Source organism: Pseudoprevotella muciniphila, from assembly GCF_003265305.2.
Lineage (GTDB): Bacteria > Bacteroidota > Bacteroidia > Bacteroidales > Bacteroidaceae > Alloprevotella > Alloprevotella muciniphila.
Window position 1 is genome coordinate 1,042,211 of the sequence record NZ_CP033459.1, and the last position, 16,893, is coordinate 1,059,103.

The window sequence follows — 16,893 nt, forward strand, 5'->3', positions numbered from 1 at the left end:
CGACAAAAACGAACCATTATGAGCGACAGACTATACATATTCGACACAACATTGCGCGATGGCGAGCAAGTGCCTGGTTGCCAACTGAATACCGTAGAGAAGATTCAGGTGGCTAAGCAGTTGGAGAAACTGGGCGTTGACGTGATTGAGGCGGGCTTCCCCATTTCGAGCCCGGGCGACTTCAACAGCGTCATAGAAATATCGAAAGCCGTAACGTGGCCCACCATCTGCGCCCTGACACGCGCCGTGGAAAAAGACATCGACTGCGCAGCAGAAGCCCTGCAATTTGCCAAGCACAAACGCATTCACACCGGTATAGGCACGAGCGACTCACACATCAAATACAAGTTCAACTCCACACGCGAGGAAATCATAGAGCGCGCCGTGGCGGCCGTGAAGTATGCCAAGCGCTACGTGGAGGACGTGGAGTTCTATGCCGAAGATGCGGGCCGCACTGACAACGAATACCTTGCCAGAGTGGTGGAAGCCGTCATCAAGGCGGGTGCCACAGTGGTGAATATCCCCGACACGACGGGCTACTGCCTGCCGCGCGAATACGGTGAGAAGATAAAATACCTCATGGAACACGTGGACGGTGTACATAACGCGATACTCTCCACCCACTGCCACAACGACCTCGGCATGGCAACTGCCTGTACACTCGAAGGGGTACTCAACGGCGCACGCCAGGTGGAAGTAACCATCAACGGCATCGGTGAGCGTGCCGGCAATACGAGCGAGGAAGAAATCGCAATGATACTGAAGTGCCACCACGACCTCGGCATCGAGACAAACATCAACACACGCCGCATAGCAGCCACCAGCCGCATGATAAGCAGTCTGATGAACATGCCCGTGCAGCCCAATAAGGCGATAGTGGGCCGCAACGCCTTTGCACACAGTTCGGGCATACACCAGGACGGTGTGTTGAAGAACGTGGAGACCTACGAAATCATCGACCCCAAGGACATCGGCATCGACGACAACTCCATCATTCTCACCGCACGTTCGGGTCATGCAGCACTGAAGCATCGCCTCGAAGTACTCGGCATAGAACTCGAAGGCGAAAAACTTGACAAAATCTACGAAGAGTTCCTGCGCCTCGCCGACAAGAAGAAGGAAGTTACCGACGACGACATCCTTATGCTTGCCGGAGCCGACCGCGCCGCCAGCAACGCCATAAAGATAGATCAACTTCAGGTAACCAGCGGCACGAGCATGCACCCTATGGCAGCCCTCACGCTCAACATCGCCGGCGAGAAATTCTCTGCCGCAGCAGTGGGCAACGGTCCTGTGGATGCAGCCATCAAGGCACTAAAGACCATCATCCGCCGCGAGATGACACTCAAGGAATTCACCATACAGGCCATCAACCGCGGCTCGGACGACGTGGGAAAGGTACACATGCAGGTGGAATACAACGGCCACAATTACTACGGCTTCGGAGCAAACACCGACATCGTCGCAGCGAGCGTGGAAGCCTACATCGACTGTATCAACAAATTCAAGGACTAATCAGCGGTCTTCAGCATGAAAACCTCCGTTACACAACTCTATCCCGTTTGGCTGCTCATACTGGCAGGCATAAACCTTCTCTCGCTGCTTCTGTCCGTGTTTTTTCTTTTCGGAGGTTTTGGCAACGGGTTTTGGTCGTACCTGCTGTGGCAACTCGCATGGATTGCGCCAATATGTTGCTTCTTCGGCAGCCTGAAGTCGCACGACATGGGAAAGACATGGCTCGCTGTAATAGTAGCACTCGCTGGTATAGCCATCATGTGCTTCGGCACCATGACCATCTTTTCAAAATAAAACAACTGTTGCACTCAGAACGACGGGTGCAATTTGAAAACAGACAGAACAATGAACACACTTTTCGACAAAATCTGGGACCAGCACGTTGTACAAATCGTTGACGACGGCCCCACACAGTTATACATCGACCGCCTCTATTGCCACGAAGTAACATCGCCACAGGCTTTTGAGGGCATGCGCAGCCGCGGACTGAAACCTTTCCGCCCGAAGCAAATCTTCTGCATGCCCGACCATAACACACCCACCCACGATCAGGACAAACCCATCGAAGACCCCGTGAGCCGCAAGCAAGTGGACACCCTCGCACGAAATGCAGAGGAATTTGGACTGACCCATTTCGGCATGCTCCACGAAAACAACGGCATCATCCATGTCGTAGGTCCCGAACAAGGTCTGTCGCTGCCGGGTATGACCATCGTCTGCGGCGACTCACACACGTCCACACACGGTGCTATGGGCGCCGTTGCTTTCGGTATCGGCACGTCAGAAGTGGAAATGGTCATGGCATCGCAGTGTATCCTGCAAGCCAAGCCGAAATCGATGCGCATCACGGTCAACGGCACACTCGGCAAAGGCGTAACCGCCAAAGACCTCGCACTCTACATCATGAGCCGCATCACCACAAGCGGCGCCACGGGCTACTTCGTGGAGTATGCGGGAGAGGCTGTGCGCAACCTGTCCATGGAAGGTCGCCTCACACTCTGCAACCTCTCCATCGAGATGGGAGCACGCGGCGGTTTCATAGCACCCGACGAAAAGACCTTCGAATACATCAAAGGACGTCCCTATGCGCCAAAAGGCGAAGAATGGGACAAGGCACTCGCCTACTGGCGTACACTCCGCAGCGACGACGATGCCGTGTTCGACAAGGAAGTGCTATTCGACGCTGCCGACATCGAGCCAATGATCACATACGGCACCAACCCGGGCATGGGCATCGGCATCTCTGCCACCATTCCCGAACCGCAAAACCAGAGCGATGAGAAAGCACTGCAATACATGGGTTTCAAGGCCGGCGAGAAGATGACCGGCAAGAAAGTGGACTACGTATTCCTCGGTGCCTGCACCAACGGCAGGATAGAAGACTTCCGCGCCTTCGCCGGCATAGCACGCGGCAGGCAGAAAGCAGAGGGCGTCGTGGCATGGCTCGTGCCGGGGTCGTGGAAGGTGTATGAACAAATCTGCAACGAAGGACTCGACAAGGTGCTCGAAGAAGCCGGATTTGAGATACGCCAACCCGGATGTTCGGCATGTCTCGCCATGAACGACGACAAAATACCCGCCGGAAAACTGAGCGTATCTACAAGCAACCGCAATTTTGAAGGCCGCCAAGGACCTGGAGCACGCACCTGCCTCGCCAGTCCGCTGATGGCTGCTGCAGCTGCTGTAACAGGTGTTATCACCGACCCACGCGAGCTACTCTAAAAAGTACAGAATACACCGAGACAATCAAAAACCAAGATACCCATCCGATGGGCATCCTCTAAAACCAAAAAACATGATTATCCGAAAACTGACATTCTTAGTTGTTTCGACTATCTTCGTTTTGACAGCCTGTGCAGGAAATGGAAGAAAAATCAAGTGGGAAAACGTGGACAGCATGACCTACCACTTTGAGGGAATTCATTTTCAGCCAGAAATGCAACGCAACTATAGCATTACGCTTACTCCTAAAAAAGTGTCTGTAACCATAGATAGTTACGGTTCTTTGGTAATGAGAGAAGAATTTGAGAACACACCTGAAAAGTTCCAACAAGCCATCAACGTTCTCAAAGCCAATGGTCTCAAGCCAAACAAAATCAAAGAGTCCGACCCCTACCAAGAGCAAGGGTGCCATCATCTTATGGTCTATTCTGCAGATCAAGTTGTTTTCAAAGGCTATTGCTTCGATGGTTATTCCACTTTCTCTTACAAGGAAGATCCCATCAAAGCGACGAGTGTTTTCCTTAATGCCGTACCTAAAAAGATTGACTCTATGGTAGAAGAATCACGTAAACCAAAAGAAAAGCCTATCAAAAAATGCAATATCAACTGGGACGAGGTGGACTGCGCTGAATACAAGCACTCCACTGGAACTATAGCCCCAGAGTATTACCGTTCATATTTGATTTCCATAACGCCCGATAGCATGGTGCTTACCGTGTACGACTACAGCGAGAAACTCCTCAGACACGCACATCCCAACACACCTGAAGCCTTCAAGGCCTTCTTGGAGAAGTGTAAGGAACAAGGCTACTATTCCACTGAAGAACAAGATTTCAGAACTGGTGGCAGTTACGAGATGGTGGGCTTCTACAAAGGAAATAAGGCACTTTTCAAGAGAGACACGGAATACGGATTGAGCACAAAGAAAGGCGGTATAGGACAAGCATTTTTGGCTGTATTCCCCGAAAGTGTGCATGATGCGATAGAAAGCACAATGAAGCACAGATAACAAGGACACTCAAAGCAAAAAAACTATGCGACGCATTCTGCTTATACTCTCGGTATTCGTTCTCACGCTCGTTTCAGCCAACAGCATCCATGCAGAGTCCATCCCATGGGACAAACTGACCAAACTCTGCTACTACTTTGGTGATGCTTCCAAGCCAGCCGATGAGAAGCGCGACTACAGCATCATCATCGATGAGAAAAACGTATGGCTCTCTGTACGCTGCGAAGACAAAATCCTTATAGAACGCAGATACGACAACACGCCCGAAGCGTTCCACAAGACAATCAAGGCGCTCCGCAGTCAAGGAATAAAAAAGACCGAAGAAGGTGGCACACGCAAGAGAGGATGCTCAAGTGAGCAAATCACGCTCTATGCAGGCGACAAGTGCGTATTCAGTGCATACCGCGAAGGCGAATACGGCAATCTCTACCTCAAACATGGTGAACCAAACGATGCTTTCGAGGCGGCAGTGCCTGAAAATGTGCACAACATTATTCTGGAAACGTTTTACTATCAGGATAAGAAGTAATAAAAAGTAAGCTTCCACCTAACCTAACAAACAAAGATCTGAACGACATTATGAAACAAAAATTCGATATCATCCGAAGTACGTGTGTGCCCCTGCCTTTAGAAAATGTGGACACAGACCAAATCATCCCGGCACGCTTTCTCAAAGCCACCGACCGCAAAGGCTTCGGCGAGAATCTCTTCCGCGACTGGCGATACAATCCCGACGGTACAAAGAAAGATTTTGTCCTGAACGACCCCACCTACAGCGGTTGCATACTCGTGGCAGGCAAGAACTTCGGCTGCGGATCGAGCCGTGAACATGCTGCATGGGCGATAGCCGACTATGGCTTCCGCGTGGTGGTGTCCAGTTTCTTCGCCGATATCCACAAGCAAAACGAACTTAACAACTTCGTGCTGCCTGTAGTTGTCAGCGAAGCGTTCCTGGCACAACTCCTGGCAGACATCCAAACCAACCCAAAGACAGAAGTTACCGTTGACCTGCCCAACCAGACAATCACTAATGAAGCGACAGGCGAGAGCGAGCACTTCGACATCAACGGCTACAAGAAGTACTGCCTGATGAATGCCCTTGATGACATCGATTTCCTTTTGAAGAACAAGGAGAAAATCGAGGCATACGAAAACAAATGAACCACCGAATCCAATAAAGACATGGCAAAGCCTGCTCCTACACAGCGCATAGAAATCATGGACACCACGCTCCGCGATGGTGAACAGACGGGCGGTGTGTCGTTCATGCCGCACGAGAAACTGCAAATAGCCAAGGCACTTCTTCGTGATGTCTGCGTAGACCGCATTGAAGTGGCAAGTGCGCGTGTGTCCGAAGGAGAGAAGAAGGCAGTGACGAGCATCTGCGGATGGGCGAGTGCACGCGGTTTTATCAACCGTGTGGAAGTGCTTGGTTTCGTGGACCACCACGTTTCGATAGAATGGATTATAAGTTGCGGTGGAAAAGTCATCAACCTGCTTTGCAAAGGTTCACAAAAGCATTGCGAACAGCAACTGCGAAAAACACCGGAAGAGCACATCCGCAACATCATTGAAGAAGTGGAGTATGCCTATGCGCGTGGACTGGTAACAAACGTATATCTTGAAGACTGGTCGAATGGCATGAAGGACTCGCCCGAGTATGTTTTTGCCCTTGTGGAAGCACTGCGACAGACACATGTGAAACGCTTCATGCTGCCCGACACGCTCGGTGTGCTAAACCCACTCACCACAGTGGAATATATGCGCAAGATGCGCCGACGCTTTCCCGACCTGCATTTCGACTTTCATGCCCACAACGACTACAACCTCGCCATAGCCAACGTATCGAGTGCTGTATTAGGCGGCTGCAACGGCATACACACCGCCGTGAACGGACTTGGAGAACGTGCGGGCAATGCGCCGCTGTCGAGTGTGCAAGCCATACTTAAAGACCATTTCGGTATCAAGACAGGCATCGACGAGAGCAAGCTCTACACCATGAGCCTGCTCGTGAGCAGTTGCTCGGGCATACCGGTGCCGCAAAATATGCCCATCGTTGGCGGACACGTGTTCACACAAGTGGCTGGCGTACATGCTGACGGCGATAACAAAAACGGTCTCTACCAGAATGCCCTCATGCCCGAACGTTTCGGCAGACACCGCGAATATGCCCTTGGCAAGAACAGCGGGAAAGCCAATGTGCTGAAAAACCTTGAAGCACTCGGACTTGAACTCACACCCGAGGAGACGAAACGCGTAACAGAGCGCGTCATCGAACTTGGTGACAAAAAAGAAGTGGTAACACCCGAGGACCTGCCCTACATCATCGCCGACGTGCTGAAGCACGACACGATGAAGGAGACTGTGAAACTGGAGAGTTATCTCGTTACAACAGCATACGGACTGAAGCCCTCTGCCTCGCTGCGCATAGAAATTGACGGCAAAAGTTACGAAACGAATGCCACGGGCGACGGACAATACGATGCCTTCATGCACGGTTTGCGCGATATATACGAGAACCGGCTGCATCGCCCCCTTCCGCTACTGACGGACTATGCCGTAAGCATCCCGCCGGGCGGACAGACCGATGCCCTCGTGCAGACCACCATCACATGGGAACTCAACGGCCGCACATTCCGCACACGCGGACTCGACGCTGACCAGACTGATGCTGCAATAAAAGCCACCATCAAGATGCTCAACAGCCTCGGATAAAGAGAAAGAAGTTTTTCGAAGTTAACGAAGTTAATGAAGTTAAAGAAGTTAACGACGATACGTTGGACCGATAAATTACAGAAAGAAGAAGAAAGAAGTATTTCGAAGATAATGAAGTTAGCGAAGCTATAACTTCAAAGAGAAAGAGGTAACGTCGTTAACTTCGAGCGAAGCGATAACTTCAATAACTTCGATAACTTCAAAGAGAAAACTATAACTTCAAAGAGAAAGAGGTAACGTCGTTAACTTCGAGCGAAGCGATAACTTCAATAACTTCGATAACTTCAAAGAGAGAGAACATATCATAAAAAAAACTAACATACAATGAAACTGAACATAGCAGTTCTTGCCGGCGACGGCATAGGCCCCGAAATTTCTGTACAGGGCGTGGCAGTAATGAGCGCTGTAGCAAAAAAATTCGGACACGAAGTAAACTATACCGATGCACTCTGCGGTGCGGCAGCCATCGACGCTGTTGGCGACCCATTCCCCGAGGAGACATTCAGGATTTGTGAAGCGGCAGATGCCGTACTCTTCTCAGCAGTGGGCGACCCGAAATACGACAACGACCCCGAAGCGAAGGTGCGCCCCGAACAAGGTTTGCTCGCCATGCGCAAGAAGTTGGGGCTCTTTGCCAACATACGCCCGGTACAGACATTTGAGTGCCTCATCCACAAATCACCGCTGAAGGATGAACTCGTGAGAGGTGCCGACTTCGTTTGCATCCGCGAACTTACCGGCGGTATGTACTTCGGAGAGAAACAGGAAGGCACCGAAGAGGCATACGACACGAACAAATACACTCGCCCCGAAGTGGAGCGCATACTGAAAGTGGCATACCAATATGCCATGCAGCGGCGCAAGCACCTCACGGTGGTGGATAAGGCTAACGTGCTCGCCAGTTCGCGCCTATGGCGCAAGGTGGCACAGGAGATAGCACCGCAATATCCCGAAGTAACGACGGACTACATGTACGTAGATAATGCTGCCATGCGCATGATTCAGGAGCCTACATTCTTCGACGTGATGGTTACGGAAAACACGTTTGGCGACATCCTCACAGACGAAGGGTCGTGCATCAGCGGAAGCATGGGATTGCTGCCAAGTGCGTCCACAGGTAGCAGCACACCCGTATTTGAGCCAATCCACGGCTCATGGCCGCAAGCCAAAGGTATGAACCTTGCCAATCCATTGGCACAGATTCTGAGCGTGGCGATGCTCTATGAGTACTTCGGTCTGAAAGCGGAAGGCAAACTTATCCGTGATGCCGTAGATGCCAGCCTCGATGCCAATGTCCGCACCCCTGAAATACAAGTGGAAGGCGGCGGAAAATACGGCACGAAGGAAGTTGGCGAATGGATTGTCAACTGGATAGAGAACAACGCTTAAACAGCATTCTGACTCTCACACGATGCGCCCGTCCCCAAACAGGGGCAGGCGCATTAGGCATTATTTCATAAAAGATTTCAGATGAAAATCTCCGATTTCAACTATCCCTTGCCCGACGAGCGCATAGCAAAATACCCTCTTGCAGAACGCGACTCTTCCAAACTTCTGATCTATAAGGACGGCAATGTGAGCGAAGATGTGTTCCGCCACCTGCCCGACCTTCTGCCCGCTGGCGAACTGATGATTTTCAACAACACGAAAGTCATTCAGGCGCGCCTGCATTTCCATAAGGAAACAGGTGCCCTTATTGAAGTGTTCTGCCTTGAACCACACACACCGCACGATTATCAACTTTCGTTCGCACAGACGCGTCGTTGTTCATGGACATGCCTTATAGGAAATGCCAAGAAATGGAAGGAAGGACGACTGGAACGCATCATTCGTGTAGGAAATCGCGACATCACACTCACTGCCGAACGTGGCGGAACAAGCGGAACAGGTTTCGAAGTCATCTTCGACTGGCAAGATGAAAGCATCACCTTTGCCGAAGTGCTCGATGCCATCGGTGAACTCCCTATCCCACCCTACCTGAACCGCAACACGGAAGAAAGCGACCTGCGAACCTACCAAACGGTGTATTCCAAAATCAAAGGCAGTGTGGCAGCACCTACGGCTGGCCTGCACTTCACCGACCGCGTACTCCAGGCGCTCGACGAGAAAGGCATCGACCGTGAAGAAATCACGCTCCACGTAGGAGCCGGAACATTCAAGCCTGTCAAGACGGAAGAAGTGGAACAGCACGAGATGCACGCTGAATGGATTGCCGTGAACTGCGAAACCATCAATAAACTTCTAAAACACAACTGCCAATGTATAGCAGTTGGCACAACAAGCGTACGCACGCTCGAATCGCTTTACTACCTCGGCAGAAAAGTTTCTCAAAATCCTGAACTCCAACCGGACGAACTGCACGTCAATCAATGGGAGCCATACGAACAGGAAAATGAGATGACCACACATGACAGCCTCAACGCGCTGATTACGTATATGGACAAGCACCAACTTAATGTGCTGCACGCCACAACGCAAATCATGATAAAGCCGGGCTTTACCTACCGCATCGTCAACCGCATGGTAACGAATTTCCACCAACCGCAATCCACCCTCCTGCTCCTCGTCTCAGCATTCGTCGGTGGAAACTGGCGAACCATCTACGACTACGCCCTCGCCCACGACTTCCGTTTCCTGAGTTACGGCGACAGTTGTCTCCTCATCAGAGAATAAACACAAAACAACGGAAACACTTCCGCTCGTAACAACGAATAACGGGCTGGCGATCGATTTCGCCAGCCCGTTTCTTTTGTCTCAAGGTTTATCAAGCCTTTGGTTGCCCGAAACACCTTGTTACCAAATCACTTTCTTGCCGTTGCGGATGTAAACTCCGCCTTTTTGCGGATGGATAACGCGGCGTCCTTGTAGGTCATAGAAAGCATTCTTCGTGCTGCCGGAAGTTTCTATGCCGTTCAGACCTGTTATGGACAAGTCGTCAAAGGCAAGCCCTGCCGATGCTGAAGCGGGAAGCGAGGTAGCCGGTATGTGCGCCCTGTTAGCCCTTATGCTCGTTACTGCGGACGATGGTTTATAGAAACCAGGCTTGCCGTCGGTCGTTGACCTGCCGAAAATGAGATAATTGGCGCGATTGGCATCTGTCAGTGCAATGGCTTCGCAAGAGCCTTGCAAAACATTTGCAGGAAGTGCAGCAAGTGTTTCATCGGAGAGTGTCAGTGTGAGTGTAGAGGCACTTGCCGACTTGAGAATAACTCCGCTGTTTGCCGGTATGGCTGTCAACGGATCAGACAAATCTACTCCTGTTCCTCTGCTATTAAGTGCGGCTGCATAAACGCCTACCTCACTGTTTGCAGGCACTTCGGTGTCAAATGGCAAGTAGGTCGTAGCATAGTAATAGCCATCGCCGCCATCGTTCAGCGAAATGACTGGCACGTCCTTAATTACACGCAACACCGAACCTCCTGCATTCGTAGCACCGCTATTGTTCCAAAAGGCGAGATTGCCGTCGCGGTAATTGATGTATTCGTTCGTACCCCCGTATATTTTAAGGTTAAATCCGCCCGAAACACCGGAAACGGCAGTTGGCGAGATGTTCCAAAGATTTGTATAGCCGCTTCCAAGCGCAGCATTGGCATCTGCAAGGTGTGGATAGGTGCCACCACCATTAGAGCCGCTCATCGTGGTAGAAGTGATGAGAATTTTGTCTTCCTGTGCATTGTAGATGCTGATACCACTGAAAGGATCGCCCTTGAAATACCACACACAGCCTTTATCTACTTCTGTAATGTTTGTTTGAAGAACTGTTTTCGAAGCATCACCATCGTCCACATACCTTATAGGGTCGTATGTTCCACCCGTACCTAATTTAAGGAAATAATAGTGCTTTTGCAAGTCGTTGCTGATTTCAAAAGGCAGGCTCAGGGTGCACGGAATGTTCACCGTTGTATCATTATTGACAATGCCTTCAGGAGTAGTGGCCACCACGTAGTCCGGCACGTTTATGGCCGGAAGCAACCTGCCTTTGCGCACATCTTCCTGTGTAGTCAGTTTCACCTGTCCGTCAAGCATATAGTTGTAAGTAACGGTATATGTGGGACTAACTTCAGAGGGCTGCACATAGGTAACGCGGTAGAAATCGAACACGACGCACGTGCCTGCCGTACCGATAGCACCATTGTTGTCCCAATAACTGAGGTTGGGCAGGGTGTTGGCGGCTTGATTCGCATGAATGTACAAGATATTTGAGCCATTAGTATAGTTCGTTTGGTGCATCGTTTTATCCGAATTCCAAACGAGGTTAGCCGTTTCTGTGCCTGAGAAGTTTGTATTTCTGGATGCGTCAGCCACGAAATAAACCGACGGGTTAGCCAAATTCTGCAATGTGAATGTCGTGCCGTCGTTACTCTTCTTAAGTCGCCATACGTAATTGAGGTCCGTTACTTTATCAGAGAAGTCGATGCCCGATGTGTTTGCGCGGTATTTCCTGTTGCTTGCAGAAGAATCGTAGTAGATATACCCTTCGCCCTTATTCGATATGGCATTGAGCACGTAGAGCGTATCTTCAAGAGCCGTAGCGGCTGTCTGCTCCATCTCGTAATAAGGCGTAACCACACTGGTTGCTGAAGGTACACCATCATACGCAACCACCATGAACGGGGGCAGCGTGATGTTAATGGTTTTGTCAATATCCAACACCGCGTTGCTGAGCACCGTGGGTGTTTGGTTAGCATAGACATCTGTCAGCGCGATGTAGCGGTCAGTAATATATGAAGGGATTTCAAAAATCTTGCGGAGCGTTGTGGTCAGCGTCTGTTCCGTACCGCACGGGTTGCGGAGCGTAACCGTGTTCTTACGCTCATTCCATGCCGCCCATCCGTACATGTGTGAAGTGCTACCATCCCATGGTGCACCACCCACCCAGTGGGTGTCGCCCAACACATCCGCATTCCTCTTGTGCCATTCGATACTCTCTGATAAATCGTCCCAAAGTTTTCCGTTGTTGATATTATCGAGCTGCAACGTATCCATATAGAGTTCTACCATGGCTGAACCTGAACCGTAAGCACAACGGATTTCGCGCACTATACCGTCATAATTGAGCGGCATACTCGCTGCGCCTGAACTTGAGTTCAGATTTCCAAACTTCGAAACGATAACGCCGTGTGTCATCAGGTTATTGATGGGTGTGAGTGGCGAGTTGGTCACGAAGATGTCATGCACCATGGAGTCGCGATAGGTAATCCATTTTTCGCGTAAGTCGCCTGCAGCACCTGAAACGGTTTCCCAGTCGTTACCTTGCTTCCAGATAGCGTCAGTATATTTGAACCAGAATGGTGATGCCCATGTCCCTACTGTGGTATAGATGAATACATCAGGGTTCACTTTGCGCAATTTGGCTTCTATACCTATGATACCCTCACAATCTTCAAGGCCGGCTTCCGTTGTGGCAGGTCCTTCGCGGTTTACTCCAATTTCTCTGATGCCGTCGAACTTGAAACAGTTGAAATTGTAATTCTGCAAGAAGTGAGAGCATGTATCAAGGAACAGGCTGTAATACTCGGGCTCGGCAAGTCCCATAGTTTTGCCCTTGTCAGTCCAATACTTCTTTCTTTGCGCTCCAGCCGTATCGTATCCACCTTTCGGACCGAGCCATGCACCGATGTTCGTGTTAAAACTGCCTGCAAGGTTGCTGAGATTGGTAAAGCCGTTAGGGAAGCCGGGGTTGAATCCCCAATTACCGTATGTATCCCATCCGTCATCCCAAACAAACGACTGAATGCTCTGCCCACGTTTAGTGTAAAGACTATCCTTCCAATGCTGAAGTATTTTCATACATTGAGCCTCGGTCATACAATGTGAATAGTCGCTGTATTTGTTGGTACGATTGATATTGACTTCGTACCATGAGTTATAAAGTGAGAAACTGCGCCAAGGCACAGCACGTTCGCGCTCCACGTATGCAAGAACGGAACGACGGGCCTGGTCTTGGTTGTCGTCTTGAGCAATCAGACCGACAACAGCGCCAACGTGCCAATCATCGTTGGGCTTAAGCCATTGCGGACGACGCCACACACCTTGTATAGTGGAAGTTGGAGTAGCGACTGCATCATCACGCTTAGTTATGGTTGCTCCACTGACAGTAATAGTACCTGCGTCGCAAATGCTCGATTGCGACTCGTGGTCAATAATATATCTAAGCGTATAATTACCGGCTTCAACACCCGTCAGTGTATAAACATGGTTTACTTTCCTACCACCAGAGAAACCGGTGTGATAGTCGTGAGCCACTACAGAACCGTTTGCATTCAAAAGTTGTACACCAACGGTTGCAAGACCGCAACTTCCGCTGCCGTAAAGGAACGTAAAGGAGACCGTACCATTGTTCGTCAGGTTAGAAACCGTTACAGGTCCTTCTGCCGCAGAGAATGATGTTGAAGAAAAGGACGTAATATTCTCGTATGGAGTCAAAGACAACAGTTCGGAAGGCACCTCACTGGAAGCGAGGTTGCTGAAATAGGAGTTTTTCCAGGAATCCACCTCAAAACTGTTTGTACCTTTCTTTATGGTTGCTCCACTGACAGTGATGGTACCTGCATCGCAAATGCTTGATTGCGATTCGTGGTCAATAATATATCGGAGCGTATAATTGCCTTCTGTAACGCCTGTCAGTGTATAGACATGGTTCACCTTCCTACTACCCGAGAAACCCGTGTGATAGTCGTGAGCCACTACAGAACCATTTGCATCCAACAGCTGTACGCCAACGGTTGCAAGACCGCAACTTCCGCTGCCGTAAAGGAACGTAAAGGAGACCGTACCATTGTTCGTCAGGTTAGAAACCATTACGGGACCTTCCACTGCAGAGAAAGATGTTGAAGAAAAAGATGAGAGGTTCTCATAAGGAGTCAAAGACAACAGTTCGGCAGGCACCTCGTCTGAATCGAGATCGTTGAAATAGGTATTCTTCCAGGAACCCACTTCAAAATCTGCCGCACCTACCACCGTGTTGAGTGCAGTAGGTGTTTCAAGTCCTGCAAAGATATGGCTTGTTACGAGGGGACTTCCTGCCACGGGTTGGCCATTTCTGGTCGGCACACCGTGCCGATTGTTCACATAGAACTGCATCGGCGTGATGGTCTTCATTTTGACGTCGTGCGTCGTAGAGAAATCAACGGTGGTCCTCAAGTAATGCGAACCGTCGCGCAATACTGCACGCCATGTGGCGGTCAGTGTTTTCCCCGTTTCGAAGTTATACGTATATACTGCCTTAAGGGCATATCCATTCGCACGGCTCTCACTTGCTGTACGCACAGCATTATTCGGTGTGAGCGTCTCCATCGTCACACTTTGAAGCGTCATGGCAGAAGCCTTGACTTTTGTACCGTTGTAGAGTTGGAACTCGAAGAGTTCTTTTGCGCCTTGAATGTCGAGTGCTTCAGCACCAACGAAAGAAAGCACACCATTTCTTTTTGCAAACGTGGCAGAAAATAGGTTGTTCCCTAATGTCCACTGGTCTGTACCGGAAACTGTCAGCGAAGCCGTTCCGGGTTTTGTGGCAGCAGGATACTCTGGTGTTACCCCTATCGTATTGTTATTGTCATCCCCGCCGATGGAAGGATCAGATGGTTCGCCCACCATTCTTACGGTTATTCTCAGGTCTCCATCCACGATTTCAGCAGGCAAAGTCAGTTCGCCGTCTGTAAGATCTGCACCTGTATAAGTTGTTGTGAGCACTTGAGGCACACTGTGTATAATGGCCGGATTAGCATCAAGAACACCATGGGTAACCAGGATTTCCTCCACCTCGTACCCTGCATTGGGTACCACTTTCAATGTAAGTGCCTCATTGTAGGGAACAGTGGTGCCACCAAGAGTTTGATTGGAAACATTGAGCACTTCTCCGTATCCACTGACCACGCTGACATTTACTTCAGAACCGCTGAAAACACGCAGACGATAGTCGGCTATGCCACCGCCATTGGAAATGATGTGGTTATTAGAGGTTACGTTTCCGCCGGCATCGATTTCATTCCAGTCCACCTTGAAGCGGATGCGGTAGAAACCATCGGCAAGGTTGGGAATGGTGAATGATGGCGGGTTGAGCACGTTGCGTGCAGAACCTGTAAGGTTAACGCCGTTGCTGTTGTAGCCGGATTGTCCGTTAGTGTTATTACCACTCCAGAATGAGAAAGTCATAGCATCGCTGTTCTCGCCGATAACACCGTTGGTAATGTTGCCTGTATCAAAAATACCATTTTGGTTCTTGTCGATATATACATAGCCATGCATCGGACCGCCTGCGTATCCAAATGTCGGAGTCATAGCATCGCCTGGCGCAACGAAGAAGGTCTGCGACATGTCTTCGTGATACACCTTTTTGTCGTTGGCGATATCAACTCTTTTGCCAGCCATAGTAACGGCATTGAGGTAGCGATCGGTGCGGCTTATGGTTGTGTCCTTATTTAAATTAAGGAGATAGTCGTACGAGATTTCCGTACCTTTTTCCACGAAAAGACCTTCGATAACGATGTCGCCGTCCACCCATTCTGCAGGAATGGTGTAGCAGTCATTCTCGTCGAAAGCATTGCTATATACAATGTCATCCACATACTGAAGTGTGCCGCGTATGAGTTTGTCACCGTCGAGGTTGTAGCCGTGGCGTACACGCATGCCGTTGTAGGCAAATCCGTTCTCAGGATTGAGCTTCACGGTGAATGCCTGTCCGAACGGTGTGGTTGTCATGAGCGCGCTGCCGTCTCCGGAGAGCACCTCACCATTGCGGTTGTCTTCCGTAACGGTAACGTTGTCTTCGTGTACATTGAGGCGTACGTCCACTATACCACCACCATTAGACACGATGGTCGGTGCACCGCCCGGGTCAATGTCGTTCCAGTCGTCCTTGAAGCGCATGCGGTAGAATCCCTTTGGTGTACCGGCGGGGATAGTGAATGACGGCATGGCAAGTGTATTGTTGGAACTATTCGTTACACCTCGACTGTTCTTGCCGTTGTAGTTGGAGAAGGTCTTGATGTCGCTGCCTTCTGCAGGTGTTCCGTTTGCATTAAGACCGTAGGAGAATTTTCCGTCCTGTCCGTAGTCAATGTAGAGGTAACTGTTCATCCAGTTGCCTTCGATGGTCATGGATGCCGTAACTTCCTGACCTGCCTTGACGGGGAAGGTGTTCTCCATCATGTCGCGATAAACGGGATCGCCGCTTGACGGGTCGGACGATACGTTCACAGTCTTACCTGCCAATGAAACTGTTTTAATACCTCGGTCATTGCGAGTGGATTTGGTGCTTTTCTTGTCAAAGTTGGTGGGATAGTCGTCATACTGTAAAAGCGGAGCAGGACTTGTGTTCACCACAATCTGATCGATGTATGCCACGAAATCCTGATTGCGGTCATGCGGAGATTCGCATTCGGGCACAACGACGAGGCTGTAGATGTCCACACCCGATACACCCTTGATGGCGAATACTGCGTCTGTCCATTTGTTGGGTGTTATCGTAGTGGTGGAGATTTCCCAGAACTGCTCTGTTTCAGGACTTTGTCCTGCCCAATCCTGTTCGCGGTGCTTACCGAGGCCCATGAGCATCACACGTCCTTCTATGGGACGGTTGATGAGTACGTGTACATACTGCGGGGTTGGTGAGAGCGAAAAGGGGGTCTTCAGGTCGATGCGTGCACCGAACTGGTTTGAGCCGAAACGTGAGCGCTGTACACCGAGTATCTTTGCCGTGCTGTTTGGTGCTTCGCCGAGAAAATCATCTACTTGGTTGAGGTGGTTGTCAATGACGGCAACATTACCTTGCAGCGTTCCTTTGCGGAAGGGTGAGTTTTCCCAGGAGTCGTACACGCTGACGGACTTGTAGTCGTCGGTGTCGAATGTTACGCTTGCTGTCTGTGCTGCGGCAGCCATAGGCAGTGCCAATGCTGCGATGAGGGTATATTTCTTGAGTTTCATGACTTTGT

10 protein-coding genes are annotated in these 16,893 nt (G+C 50.3%); 9 read left to right on the forward strand and 1 reads right to left on the reverse strand.

Going from position 1 to position 16,893, the window contains the following annotated elements; all coding sequences use genetic code 11:
• The first annotated feature begins 18 nt into the window (after nt 1-18).
• From C7Y71_RS04260 to C7Y71_RS04300, 9 genes are all read left to right on the forward strand, one after another.
• The gene (locus C7Y71_RS04260) at nt 19-1,515 is read left to right on the forward strand and encodes a 2-isopropylmalate synthase (protein ID WP_111898524.1); all 1,497 of its coding nucleotides are present in this window, start codon (nt 19-21) and stop codon (nt 1,513-1,515) included.
• A gap of 15 nt (nt 1,516-1,530) precedes the next feature.
• Nucleotides 1,531-1,809 (forward strand): hypothetical protein, encoded by a 279-nt coding sequence (locus C7Y71_RS04265; protein ID WP_111898474.1) that lies wholly within the window; start codon nt 1,531-1,533, stop codon nt 1,807-1,809.
• Nucleotides 1,810-1,860: 51 nt separating this feature from the next.
• Complete coding sequence (gene leuC / locus C7Y71_RS04270) at nt 1,861-3,237, forward strand: 3-isopropylmalate dehydratase large subunit (protein WP_111898475.1); 1,377 nt, start codon at nt 1,861-1,863, stop codon at nt 3,235-3,237.
• A gap of 73 nt (nt 3,238-3,310) precedes the next feature.
• Complete coding sequence (locus C7Y71_RS04275) at nt 3,311-4,246, forward strand: hypothetical protein (RefSeq protein WP_146739421.1); 936 nt, start codon at nt 3,311-3,313, stop codon at nt 4,244-4,246.
• 25 nt (nt 4,247-4,271) lie between these two features.
• Entirely contained in the window at nt 4,272-4,775 is a 504-nt protein-coding gene (locus C7Y71_RS04280) for a hypothetical protein (protein WP_111898477.1), read from the forward strand.
• 50 nt (nt 4,776-4,825) lie between these two features.
• Nucleotides 4,826-5,407, forward strand: a complete 582-nt coding sequence (gene leuD / locus C7Y71_RS04285) for a 3-isopropylmalate dehydratase small subunit (RefSeq protein ID WP_111898478.1) — start codon at nt 4,826-4,828, stop codon at nt 5,405-5,407.
• A 21-nt stretch (nt 5,408-5,428) separates the two neighbouring features.
• Nucleotides 5,429-6,961: an alpha-isopropylmalate synthase regulatory domain-containing protein gene (locus C7Y71_RS04290; RefSeq protein ID WP_226943558.1), complete on the forward strand. Its 1,533-nt coding sequence runs from the start codon at nt 5,429-5,431 to the stop codon at nt 6,959-6,961.
• Nucleotides 6,962-7,285: 324 nt separating this feature from the next.
• Nucleotides 7,286-8,350: a 3-isopropylmalate dehydrogenase gene (leuB, locus tag C7Y71_RS04295; protein ID WP_111898479.1), complete on the forward strand. Its 1,065-nt coding sequence runs from the start codon at nt 7,286-7,288 to the stop codon at nt 8,348-8,350.
• Between the two features lie 81 nt (nt 8,351-8,431).
• Entirely contained in the window at nt 8,432-9,634 is a 1,203-nt protein-coding gene (locus C7Y71_RS04300) for an S-adenosylmethionine:tRNA ribosyltransferase-isomerase (protein ID WP_111898480.1), read from the forward strand.
• 120 nt (nt 9,635-9,754) lie between these two features.
• Here C7Y71_RS04300 and C7Y71_RS04305 read toward each other — a convergent pair whose 3' ends face one another.
• Complete coding sequence (locus tag C7Y71_RS04305; protein ID WP_146739422.1) at nt 9,755-16,885, reverse strand: GEVED domain-containing protein; 7,131 nt, start codon at nt 16,883-16,885, stop codon at nt 9,755-9,757.
• Between the last annotated feature and the right edge of the window lie 8 nt (nt 16,886-16,893).